The following is a 10,433-nucleotide window of genomic DNA, read 5'->3' as shown; positions in this document are numbered from 1 at the left end:
CTCCGCTAAACACGGGGGCTGCGCGGCGGACACGCCGACGTCACTGCAATGCCACGCCATTTTGCAGAACTTGACGCACACAACTGGGGAGATGTCCGGCAGGACAGAGGGGGGTGCCTCGCGCCGAGGTCTCACAACGCTTTGCATCGCACCGTATTAGTCAAAAAGGGGTGCCCAAACGCCCCGTTTCGATTACGCCGTCGATTGCCGTTCACCCGTTAACCAGCGCCAGCAGCTCCTCGGTATAGCGCTTGCCGACCACCTTTTCCGGCGACAGGGCGTCGCCGATGGATGCCACCTCGGCCTGGCTCAGCACGACATCGGCTGCCGCCGTATTCTGCTGCAGATGGCGCATTTTTCGCGCACCGGGGATCGGCACAATGAAGTCGCCCTGATGCAGCACCCAGGCGAGCGCCAGCTGCGCCGGCGTCACGCCCTTCCCGGCGGCCATCTTTTCCAGCACGGCGACGACCGCCGCATTGGCCGCCATGGCGTCGGCCTGGAAGCGCGGCAACCCGCGGCGCCAGTCGTCGGCGCCGAGCACGTCGGGCTTGTCGATCGTGCCGGTGAGCAGGCCGCGGCCGAGCGGGCTATAGGGGACAAAGCCGATGCCGAACTCGCGGCAGACGGCAAACACTTCCCCCTCCGGATCGCGGCTCCACAGTGAATACTCGCTCTGCACCGCGGCGATCGGGTGCACGGCATGCGCCCGGCGGATGGTCGCCGCACTCGCCTCCGACAGGCCGAGCGCCCGCACCTTGCCCTCGCGCACCAGCTCTGCCATGGCGCCGACCGTATCCTCGATCGGCACATTGGGGTCGACGCGATGCTGGTAATAGAGATCGATCACCTCCGTATCCAACCGCTTCAATGACGCTTCGGCCACGGCCTTGACATGCTCCGGGCGGCTATCGACACCGGCCATGCGCTCCATGCCGCTGCCTTCTTCGAGGATCTTGAAGCCGAATTTGGTTGCGATCGTCACCTTGTCACGCACCGGCTTCAGCGCCTTGCCGACTAGGATCTCGTTCTCGTAAGGGCCATAGACCTCGGCCGTGTCGAAGAAATTGACCCCGATCTCGACGGCATGGCGCAGCGTGGCAATCGCCTCCGCCTCCGGCTGGCCACCATAGGCAAAGCTCATCCCCATGCAGCCGAGGCCGACCGGGTAGACGTCAAGTTCATTGCCAAGCTTTCGGGTTTGCATCACGTGTCTCCTTGTTGTGATGGTTGTGATGCCGCAGAGATAGCGTCTTGCGCCGAGTTCGATAATCGGCTCTCAATTGCACGGGCTGTTCCAAGAAATAGATCAATGAAGCGAACCCATCTTTCACAGCTCGCGGTACTGGCAATGGTCGCCCAATGCGGCAGTTTTCGCGGCGCCGCCAAGGAACTGGCAATCGCGCCGTCGGCGGTCAGCCACGCGGTGTCCAGCCTCGAAGCGCGCCTCGGCGTGCGCCTTCTGGCGCGCAGCACGCGCAGCGTCGCTCCGACCGAGGAGGGCGCGCAACTGCTCGAGCGCCTCAGGCCGGCGCTGTCGGAAATCGACCTTGCGCTTGAATCGGCAATCGAGGCGCGCCACCGGCCGGCGGGCAATCTCAGGCTGACCGTGCCGCGCACCGCCGCCCACCTGGCGCTGACGCCAAGGCTCGGCGCCTTTGCTGCTGCCTATCCCGACATCGTGCTGGAGATCGTCATCGAGGACCGCTTCACCGACGTCGTCGAGGGCGGCTTCGATGCCGGTGTGCGGCTGGGCGAGAGCCTGCAGCGCGACATGATCGCAGTGCGCATCGGACCAGACCTTCGCGGCGCGGTGGTCGGCGCGCCAGCCTATTTCGAGACCATGCCCAAGCCGATCCATCCGCACGACCTTGCCGGCCACCGCTGCATCCGCTTCCGCTTCTCCAGCGGCATTCTCTACCGCTGGGAATTCGAGCAAAACGGCGAGGAGATCGAAATCCCGGTGCAGGGGCCGCTGATCCTCGACGAGGACCATCTGATTGCCAATGCGGCGGTCGACGGCGCCGGGCTCGCCTTCGTGTTTGAGGATTATGTCCGCGACGCAATTGCCACCGGCAAGCTCATTCGCGTGCTGGAGGACTGGTGCCCGCGCTTCGACGGCTTCTTCGTCTATTACCCCAGCCGCCGCCAGATGCGGCCGGCGCTCAGGGCCTTTGTCGATTTTTTCAAGGTCGGCGAGTAAGCCAACCCTCCCCACAAGGGAGAGGTGGAAGAAAGCCGACCTGGCATTCGTTCACCGACCATGTCAGCACTGCCCAAAAACCAGACGGCCGGCTACGGCTGGACGGCGATCATCCTTCACTGGCTGATCGCGGCACTCTTTATCGGCCAGTTCCTGCTCGGCTTCGTCATGGTGCGGCTGTCCAGCCAGCGCACCGCCTTCGAGCTGATCCAGCTGCATAAATCCTTCGGCTTCCTGCTGCTTGGACTGGTCATCCTGCGCATCGCCTGGCGCCTAGGCAGACCGGCCCCGCCGCTGCCGCGCTCGGTCGGCCCTTTCGAGCGCCGGATGGCGCCGCTGGTCCATCTCGCGCTTTATGCGTTTCAGCTCGCTCTGCCGCTGTCCGGCTGGGCGCTGGTCTCGGTCTCGGTGCTGGAGATCCCGAGCGTGCCGTTCAATCTGTTCGTCATGCCCAATCTGCCGCTCGGTGAATCGGACACGGCAGAAAGCTTCTGGGCAGCGACGCACTGGTATCTCGCCTATGCCGGCATCGGACTTGTCGCTTTGCATCTCGCCGCAGCGCTGCGCCATCATTTCTGGCTGAGGGATACCGTGCTGACGCGCATGATCACGGCTTCGTCACATCACGACAGGGAATAGAGCGGACGGCTCATTCGTTGATGGGGCGAGGACGCAAGAAAGCGTTGCCTGCCAAGAGGACCATTTCCATGTACGCGCGCATCTTCGGATTTGCGGCAGCTGCCGCTTGTTTTGCCATGCCTGTTTTCGCCGCCGTTGCCCTTGGCGAGGCGGCCGGCAGCTACACGATCAGCCCGGGGAGTTCCAGCATCCATTTCTCCATCGCCAAGCTCGGCGGCGGCGGGCTCGACGGTGCCTTCTCCCGCTTCAAGGGCAGTATCCTCATCGACAACAGTGATGTCGGCCGGTCCCGGGTCAATTTCACCATCTTCCCCGAAAGCGTCGGTACCGGCCAAAGCCGCATCGATGCCTTTCTCCGCTCGGACGCCGTTTTCGACGCGGCCAACAATCCGGAGATCCAGTTCCGTTCGACCAGCGTCAAACGCACCGGCGACACGTCGGCCCTTGTCACCGGCCGGCTGACGGCGCGCGGCAAGACCTTTCAGGAAAAATTCACGGCCGAGCTCGGCGGGCTCAGGGCGGGCACGATAAAATTCCACGTCACCGGCAAGGTGCTGCGGTCGCGCTACGGCATGGATGTCGGCACGCCGATTTATTCCAACGTCGTCGATTTCGACATGACGCTGATGGGTAGAAGGGGATAGCCTTTGCAGGTTCCGCAGGGGGCAGCGCCGGCATCCGGACAAGCCGCAGATGATCGCCCTGTTCGCCGCCATGCTCCCGCATTGGCTTTTCTCCTGAATTAGGGCAAACCTCCAGGCCTGCAATCGAGAGGAGAAATCTGATGTTCCGATGGGGAGTTTTGTCGACGGCCAAGATCGGCCGCGAGCAGCTTTTGCCGGCAATCGTCGAAGCGGAGAACGGCGTGCTGTCCGCGATTGCCAGCCGCGATCTGTCGAAAGCGCGGGCGCTGGGCGAACGCTTCGGTGCGAGCCACGCGTTCGGCTCCTATGAGGAGCTGCTCGCCTCCAGCGACATCGACGGCGTCTACATTCCGCTGCCGACCTCGCAGCATGTCGAATGGACAGCCAAGGCGATCGAGGCCGGCAAGCATGTTCTGGTCGAAAAGCCAATGGCGCTCGACGCCAAGGACATTACGCCATTGATCAAGCTGCGCGATGCCAGGAAGGTGCTGGTCTGCGAAGCCTTCATGGTCGTCTACCATCCGCAATGGATCAAAGTGCGCGACCTCATCGCCAACGGCGCCATCGGCCGGCTGCGCCATGTCCAGGGCGCGTTCTCCTATTACAATGTCGACCCCAACAACATGCGCAATAAGCTCGATCTCGGCGGCGGCGCGCTGCCCGACATCGGTGTCTACCCGACAGTGTCGACACGCTTTTCGACCGGCAAGGAGCCTCTGCGCGTCCAGGCGACGATCGAGCGCGACAAGACGTTCGGCACCGACATCTATTCCTCGATCCGCGCCGATTTCGGCGACTTCGAGCTGTCGTTTTACCTGTCGACGCAGATGGCGGCACGCCAGGTGATGGTCTTCCACGGCGAGAAGGGCTTCATCGAGGTGTTCTCACCGTTCAACGCCGGACTCTACGACCATCACCGCGTCGAACTGCACAACCAGAACCACAGCGAGGCGCAGGTTTTCCGCTTTCCCGGCACGCAACAGTACCGGCTGGAAGTCGAGGCCTTCGCGCGGGCTGCGCAGGGCGGCAAGGACCGCGTCTTCACTCTGGAAGAATCGGTGCTCAACCAGAAGGTCATCGATGCCATCTTCCGCGCCGGCGAGAAGGAAGGCTGGGAAACAGTCTAGGCCGGCCATGATCCCGAAAAGTGGGGACCGGTTTTTGGACAAGATCATGGCCAAATAGATGTCCGACGATGCGGATGTGATCATTGTCGGCGCCGGCCTTGCCGGCCTTGTCGCGGCGGCCGAACTGACTGCGGCCGGCAAGAAGACCATCATCGTCGAGCAGGAGCCGGAACAGTCGCTTGGCGGCCAGGCATTCTGGTCGCTCGGCGGCATCTTCCTTGTCGATTCGCCCGAACAGCGGCGCATGCGCATCCGCGATTCGTATGAGCTGGCGCTCGAGGACTGGCTGGGCACCGCAGCCTTCGACCGCACGGAAGATCTCTGGCCGCGCCGCTGGGCCGAGGCCTATCTCGGCTTCGCCGCCGGCGAGAAGCGCTCCTGGCTCATGCAGCGCGGCCTGAAATTCTTTCCGGTGGTCGGCTGGGCCGAGCGCGGCGGCGGCAATGCCGTCGGCCACGGCAATTCGGTGCCGCGCTTCCACATCACCTGGGGCACCGGCCCTGGCGTGCTCGAACCGTTCGCGCAGCGCGTACGCGAGGCCGAGAAGCGCGGGCTGATCCGCTTCAAATTCCGTCACCGGGTCAACGAATTGACGCGGACGGGCAGCGTCGTCAACGGCGTGCGCGGCGACCTATTGGCGGCGAGCGATGCCGAGCGCGGCCGCAAGAGCTCGCGCGAGATCACCGGTGATTTCGAGCTGAAGGCGCCGGCCGTCATCGTCGCCTCCGGCGGCATCGGCGCCAATCACCGGCTGGTCCGGGAGAATTGGCCGAAGCGGATGGGCGCGCCGCCGAAACGCATGATCACCGGCGTTCCCGATCATGTCGACGGCCGCATGCTGGCGATCGCCGAAGCCGCCGGCGGCCGGCTCATCAACCGCGACCGCATGTGGCACTATGTCGAGGGCGTCAGGAACTGGGCACCGATCTGGACTGATCATGCGATCCGCATCCTGCCCGGCCCGTCATCGCTGTGGCTCGATGCGCGCGGCAAGCGCCTGCCGGTCCCGCTCTATCCCGGCTTCGACACGTTGGCCACGCTCAGCCACATCATGAGCACCGGCTTCGATCATTCCTGGTTCATCCTGACCAAAAAGATCATCCAGAAGGAGTTCGCGCTGTCGGGCTCCGAGCAGAACCCCGATCTGACGGGGAAGAGCTGGCGCCAGGTGCTCGGCCGCGCCACCAGCGGCGTGCCCGCGCCGGTCAAGGCGTTCATGGAGACGGGCGAGGATTTCATCGTCGAGCCTGATCTGCCGGCGCTGGTCGCCCGCATGAACGCAGTGGCCGGCGGCGAGCCGTTGCTCGAACTGGCGCAGGTTGAGCGCGAAATCCGCGCCCGCGACCGGCAGCTCGACAATCCGTTCTCCAAGGACATGCAGATTACTGCGTTGCGCGGCGCGCGAGCCTATCTCGGCGACCGGCTGATCCGCACCGCAAGACCGCACAAGCTGCTCGATCCCGCCAATGGCCCGCTGATTGCCGTCAGGCTCAGCATCCTGACCCGCAAGACGCTCGGTGGGCTGGAGACTGACCTCGACAGCCGCGTGCTGGGCGCCGGCGGCCAACCAGTCGAGGGGCTGTACGCGGCGGGCGAGGCCGCCGGTTTCGGCGGCGGCGGCATGCACGGCTATGCAGCGCTCGAAGGCACGTTTCTCGGCGGCTGCATCTTTTCCGGCCGCAGTGCCGGACGGGCGGCGGCACGCGCAGTGGGGTGAAACAAGGCCCGCCGGCGGCCGTTGCGCCAAGGTGGCGGGTCGCACCGAGTGGCCAACTTCCCTTAGAGCATTTTGCAGCCAAATGGAATCATTTGGCGTCCGCATAAATGCGGCAAAACAGATAGTTAGAGCGGGTTACCGGTTCCAGGAGAACCGGAACCGGCTCTAGGCGAAGGGCTGCAAATTGACGTCTTGAAGCTTGGAACCGGCAAGTAAAGCCTCGAGCACCTGCTTCTTGAGAGACAGGCACTGCGAACGGGCAAGTTTGACGATGGCGGAAACCTCGCCTGCCTCGCAGGCAAGGACCAGCTCCTTTTGCTGGGCGATGATCAACTGGGTGAAGTCGCGGGACTTGAAGCCGAGGTGGAGAACCCGCGCCGATTGGTCGAGTATCTGGTCCAGGAGATGCGCCAGTCGTAAATTTCCCGAGAGCTCCGCAAGGGCCAGACGAAAGGCACGGTCGGCCGCAAGGAAGGCGACGTGGCTGCGTAGCGTCTCCGGCTTCAGCACTTTTTGCGCTGCCAGCCTGACATCGTCGAGCCCGCGCTCGGTCATGTTCGATGCCGCCACCCTGAACACTTCCGGCTCGATCAAGCTGCGGACATCGAAGATCTCGTTGACGTCCCGCAGGCTGAGCGTTGCAACGACGTAGCCGCGGCGCGGCTCGCTCCTGACCAGTCCTTCCTGCATCAGTCGGGCCAGCGCCGCGCGGATGGTCGCCTTTTTGATCTGGTATCGATCACCGATCTGTTTCTCTGTCAGCGCTTCGCCGGGGCGCAACACGCAGGCGATGATGTCGTTCCTCAGCTGCTCATATGCCTGTTCCCTGCGAAGGACGTCGGCGGCTGACAGTGCTGTCGCCTCGACCGTAGCCGGTCTTGCCGGTTCGGCGGTCAACTTCGTCGTTTTCATACTTTGTCCGTCTGGCTGTCCGATTGACGCTGGCCTCAGCATTCGCTAGCGTGATCATCTCAAATTGATAATCTGAGCATCTCAGGGAGGATAACTGATATGCCTTTAGCCGCCAACTCGCCCCTCTACGCTGTTGCTGATGATATCGTCAATGCCGCGAAGGGGCCAGATCCCCTCGAAGCGGTAAGGACGGTCCTGGGCGACTACACCAACCGCTTTCACGCATCGGGAACACTCGCTCACGAAGAAGACGACGACGAGGTGCTTCTGCATGCGAGTCCGAACCTGACGATCTATCACATCACTCTGTCGCCCGGCCTGCAGTACCCGCCTCACAACCACCTGATGGATGCCTTGATCGGCATCTACAAGGGCAGCGAGACGAACTTCATCTATCCCGTTGCCGGCAGCGAACTCGATGTTCCCGAAAGGCAGGACATCGCAGCGCCTGCCGTGGTGCACATGGCGTCAAATACCGTTCATGCGGTTGCGAATACGGGCGGTGCGCGATCGGGTGCGCTGCATGTCTACCTCGGCGATCTCACACGAACCCACCGGCAGCTGTGGAGTCCGGATAGCAACCAGGCCGAGCCGTTTGACAATGACCGCTATCTGGCCGGCACTCGGCCCATTCAGCAGTCCGGGCACGAATGAGCGCAGGGGCGTCGCGGGCGGCGAAATTGGCCGTGATCAGCGAACCCGTCGGAATCGCGTCACACTTGTCACTCTCGCCAATCCGCTATCGCCCCTATCCTGGCTCACGACCCAACACGTCGCGCCTGCGGCGACAAACCAGCAAGGGAGATGCACAATGACGGCACATCAGAATGGCACAGGCGAGCAGACGACGCGGCTCGCGATGAAGACACCACCGGTCGTTTCGCCTGACGCGTGGGAGGCCGCGCGCCAGCAGCTGCTCGTGAAAGAGAAGACCGTGACCCGGGCTGGCGACGCACTGGCCGCCGAGCGCCGGCGGATGCCGTGGATGGCGGTGGAGAAGACCTATACGTTCGAAGGGCCTGACGGAAAGGTGAGCCTGCTCGACCTGTTCGAGGGCCGCCGTCAGCTGATCGTCTACCGCGCCTTCTTCGAGCCCGGCGTATTCGGCTGGCCCGACCACGCTTGCCGCGGCTGTTCGCTGGGGGCGGACCAGGTCGGCAACCTCGCCCATCTGAACGCCCGCGACACCACGCTTGCCTACGCCTCGCGCGCACCGCAGGCCGACATTGCGCGGCTGAAGGCGCGGATGGACTGGAAGATGCCCTGGTACACCATCACCGACAGCTTCGATGCCGACTTCGGCGTTGACGAGTGGCACGGCCACAACGTGTTCATCCGCGACGGCGACCGCGTGTTCCGCACCTACTTCATCAACAACCGCGGTGACGAGGCGATGGGGACCGTATGGAGCTATCTCGACCTGTCGCCGCTCGGCCGCCAGGAGGTTTGGGAAGATTCGCCCGAGGGCTATCCGCAGACGCCGACGTACAAGTGGTGGAACTGGCACGACAATTACGGCGCCGAAGCCGTCCCCGACAAAAAATGGGTCGAGATATCGGACGCCGGAGAGGCCGCGTTCCGGAATCGCACTGAATAGAACGTCTTTGGCGTCGCGGAAATGCGGCCAGGATAATTGGAGGAGCGGGATGCACGGTTGGACCGCATCCCGCTCGCTATGCAGGACAACGGACATGAGCGAGATTCATGCAGGCGGATCCGGCGACGATGCGAGCCCGGCCGGCCATAGTGCAGCCGATTGGCTGTCCTTTGCGGCCGCGCCGACCTTCGCAACCATGGCGCTGCTGACGCTTCTCGGCGGCGCGCCGGACATGATGTGCTCGACCGGGCAAGAGGCGTCACCGCTGGGCGGCATGGTCCCGATGTACCTGCTGATGAGCGGCTTTCATTTAGGACCTTGGCTGAAGCAGGTTTCCGGCCGGCGACGCCGCCGCAAATAGAGCTGTACCGGCCGACAAAGGCCCGTTCTGGTCGGGAAGACATCCCTCACCAGATCCACTCGCCCCTTCCCAAAACCGCTACCGCATCGACAATCCGGGTAAAGCTCGAGCGGGCCCGGCCGGCCGTGTGCCTGGCGCGCAAATAGCCATGCACCAGCCCCGGCTCCTCGAGCCACCAGGCGCGCCCGCCCGCGGCAACGATGCGGTCGCGATAGGCTTCGCCGTCCGACGACAGCGGGTCGCATTCGGCGGTGATCACGACGGTGGGCGGCAGATTGGCGAACTCGGCGTCGGCGAGCGGCCACAGAGTGAGATCGCCGGTGCGATCCTCGCCACCGGTCCTGATATCCCTGTAGAAAACGAGGTCGCGCGCGGTAAGCATCGGCGCTTCCGCGTGGGTGACGTAGGAACCAGCGGAGCTGTCGCCGCCAAGGCCGGGATAGACCAGAATCTGGCCGATCGGCTTGCGCGCATGGCCACGCGTTGCGTGACTGACAGCGGCGGCGAGATTGCCGCCGGCACTGTCGCCGCAGAGCAGGACAGGACGCTCGAAAGTCGCCGCCGCCCATTCGAAGGCGCTGATGGCATCGTCGAAGGCGGCCGGATGAAGGTGTTCAGGTGCCAGCCGGTAGTCGACCGAAACCACTTCGTAGCCAGTGCGGCTGCAAAGCTCGGCGCAGAGGTCGTCATGGCTGTCGAGCCCGCCGAGGATAAAACCGCCGCCATGGAAATAAAGCACCATCGCCGCCGCTTCCGGCGCCGGGGCGCGGTAGACGCGGATCGGAATGTGCCAAGGTGTGGCAATGGCGGTGGTTTCCGCCGTGACGCCTTGGGGATAGCCGGCAAAGAACTCGCGGCACATCCGGTTATAGATCTGGCGCTGCTCGGCGACGGTGTAGTCGATCGTATCGGGCGGATAATAGGAGTTAGTCCGCTCGATGAAGGCCCAGGTCTCGGCGTCGATGAGGGTTTTGTAGTCGGTCATGGGCGCTGAATGGATCGCAATGAATCCGCGTGAACACCCCCCTCTGGCCTGCCCTCTTTGCCACCACTTGGCATCTCCCCCTCAAGTGGGGAGATCGGCAGCTTCGGCCTTGCAGCCCATCTTGCAACGTTGGAGATTGGCGAAAACCGAAGCGACATCCGATCTCCCCCCTGTTTGGACCGGAGACATCGCGAACAGGTGTGCGAGGACATCGCGAACAGTTTGGCGCGCTTTGCGCCGGGAGGTTC

Annotated in this window: 11 protein-coding genes; 8 read left to right on the top strand and 3 right to left on the bottom strand. The window is 63.8% G+C overall.

Annotated features, from left to right (window positions below; translation table 11 throughout):
• Positions 1 to 211: 211 nt before the first annotated feature.
• Complete coding sequence (locus tag NKH33_RS32695; protein WP_352923645.1) at positions 212 to 1,207, bottom strand: aldo/keto reductase; 996 nt, start codon at positions 1,205 to 1,207, stop codon at positions 212 to 214.
• A 105-nt stretch (positions 1,208 to 1,312) separates the two neighbouring features.
• Between NKH33_RS32695 and NKH33_RS32690 the strand changes: the two genes are divergently transcribed.
• From NKH33_RS32690 to NKH33_RS32670, 5 genes are all read left to right on the top strand, one after another.
• Positions 1,313 to 2,203 (top strand): LysR family transcriptional regulator, encoded by an 891-nt coding sequence (locus NKH33_RS32690; protein WP_352923643.1) that lies wholly within the window; start codon positions 1,313 to 1,315, stop codon positions 2,201 to 2,203.
• Between the two features lie 60 nt (positions 2,204 to 2,263).
• Positions 2,264 to 2,842, top strand: coding sequence for a cytochrome b (locus tag NKH33_RS32685; protein WP_352813946.1), 579 nt, complete (start codon positions 2,264 to 2,266; stop codon positions 2,840 to 2,842).
• Positions 2,843 to 2,910: 68 nt separating this feature from the next.
• Positions 2,911 to 3,486, top strand: coding sequence for a YceI family protein (locus NKH33_RS32680; RefSeq protein ID WP_352767410.1), 576 nt, complete (start codon positions 2,911 to 2,913; stop codon positions 3,484 to 3,486).
• 140 nt (positions 3,487 to 3,626) lie between these two features.
• Positions 3,627 to 4,613 carry a Gfo/Idh/MocA family protein gene (locus NKH33_RS32675; protein ID WP_352923641.1) on the top strand — a complete coding sequence of 329 codons (987 nt, stop codon included), beginning with the start codon at positions 3,627 to 3,629 and terminating at the stop codon, positions 4,611 to 4,613.
• A gap of 58 nt (positions 4,614 to 4,671) precedes the next feature.
• A complete protein-coding gene (locus tag NKH33_RS32670; RefSeq protein WP_352813943.1) occupies positions 4,672 to 6,330 on the top strand; it encodes an FAD-binding dehydrogenase in 1,659 nt (552 codons plus the stop codon).
• Positions 6,331 to 6,495: 165 nt separating this feature from the next.
• Here the strand turns inward: NKH33_RS32670 and NKH33_RS32665 are convergent, their stop codons facing one another.
• On the bottom strand, positions 6,496 to 7,242 hold the full coding sequence (locus NKH33_RS32665) for a GntR family transcriptional regulator (RefSeq protein WP_352813941.1): 747 nt from the start codon (positions 7,240 to 7,242) through the stop codon (positions 6,496 to 6,498).
• Positions 7,243 to 7,341: 99 nt separating this feature from the next.
• On the opposite strand from NKH33_RS32665, the gene NKH33_RS32660 reads away from it, so the two are divergent.
• The 3 genes from NKH33_RS32660 (at position 7,342) to NKH33_RS32650 (ending at position 9,200) form a co-directional block, all read left to right on the top strand.
• Positions 7,342 to 7,896, top strand: a complete 555-nt coding sequence (locus tag NKH33_RS32660; RefSeq protein WP_352923637.1) for an autotransporter — start codon at positions 7,342 to 7,344, stop codon at positions 7,894 to 7,896.
• Positions 7,897 to 8,053: 157 nt separating this feature from the next.
• Positions 8,054 to 8,839: a DUF899 domain-containing protein gene (locus NKH33_RS32655; protein WP_352813937.1), complete on the top strand. Its 786-nt coding sequence runs from the start codon at positions 8,054 to 8,056 to the stop codon at positions 8,837 to 8,839.
• A 94-nt stretch (positions 8,840 to 8,933) separates the two neighbouring features.
• Positions 8,934 to 9,200 (top strand): hypothetical protein, encoded by a 267-nt coding sequence (locus tag NKH33_RS32650; RefSeq protein ID WP_352813935.1) that lies wholly within the window; start codon positions 8,934 to 8,936, stop codon positions 9,198 to 9,200.
• 46 nt (positions 9,201 to 9,246) lie between these two features.
• On the opposite strand, the gene NKH33_RS32645 is transcribed toward NKH33_RS32650, so the two are convergent.
• Positions 9,247 to 10,185: an alpha/beta hydrolase gene (locus tag NKH33_RS32645; RefSeq protein WP_352813933.1), complete on the bottom strand. Its 939-nt coding sequence runs from the start codon at positions 10,183 to 10,185 to the stop codon at positions 9,247 to 9,249.
• Positions 10,186 to 10,433 lie beyond the last annotated feature (248 nt).

Origin of the sequence: Mesorhizobium sp. M1182, from assembly GCF_040318335.1 — a bacterium.
Classification (GTDB): domain Bacteria; phylum Pseudomonadota; class Alphaproteobacteria; order Rhizobiales; family Rhizobiaceae; genus Mesorhizobium.
The sequence above is the reverse complement of the archived record's forward strand: the minus strand, read 5'-3'. Positions and strand labels throughout refer to the sequence as shown.

What these genes read in the sequence shown, in the direction of transcription:
- NKH33_RS32695 (WP_352923645.1), bottom strand. Translation starts at nt 1,207, where the DNA reads ATGCAAACCCGAAAGCTTGGCAATGAACTTGACGTCTACCCGGTCGGC.
- NKH33_RS32690 (WP_352923643.1), top strand. Translation starts at nt 1,313, where the DNA reads ATGAAGCGAACCCATCTTTCACAGCTCGCGGTACTGGCAATGGTCGCC.
- NKH33_RS32685 (WP_352813946.1), top strand. Translation starts at nt 2,264, where the DNA reads ATGTCAGCACTGCCCAAAAACCAGACGGCCGGCTACGGCTGGACGGCG.
- NKH33_RS32680 (WP_352767410.1), top strand. Translation starts at nt 2,911, where the DNA reads ATGTACGCGCGCATCTTCGGATTTGCGGCAGCTGCCGCTTGTTTTGCC.
- NKH33_RS32675 (WP_352923641.1), top strand. Translation starts at nt 3,627, where the DNA reads ATGTTCCGATGGGGAGTTTTGTCGACGGCCAAGATCGGCCGCGAGCAG.
- NKH33_RS32670 (WP_352813943.1), top strand. Translation starts at nt 4,672, where the DNA reads ATGTCCGACGATGCGGATGTGATCATTGTCGGCGCCGGCCTTGCCGGC.
- NKH33_RS32665 (WP_352813941.1), bottom strand. Translation starts at nt 7,242, where the DNA reads ATGAAAACGACGAAGTTGACCGCCGAACCGGCAAGACCGGCTACGGTC.
- NKH33_RS32660 (WP_352923637.1), top strand. Translation starts at nt 7,342, where the DNA reads ATGCCTTTAGCCGCCAACTCGCCCCTCTACGCTGTTGCTGATGATATC.
- NKH33_RS32655 (WP_352813937.1), top strand. Translation starts at nt 8,054, where the DNA reads ATGACGGCACATCAGAATGGCACAGGCGAGCAGACGACGCGGCTCGCG.
- NKH33_RS32650 (WP_352813935.1), top strand. Translation starts at nt 8,934, where the DNA reads ATGAGCGAGATTCATGCAGGCGGATCCGGCGACGATGCGAGCCCGGCC.
- NKH33_RS32645 (WP_352813933.1), bottom strand. Translation starts at nt 10,185, where the DNA reads ATGACCGACTACAAAACCCTCATCGACGCCGAGACCTGGGCCTTCATC.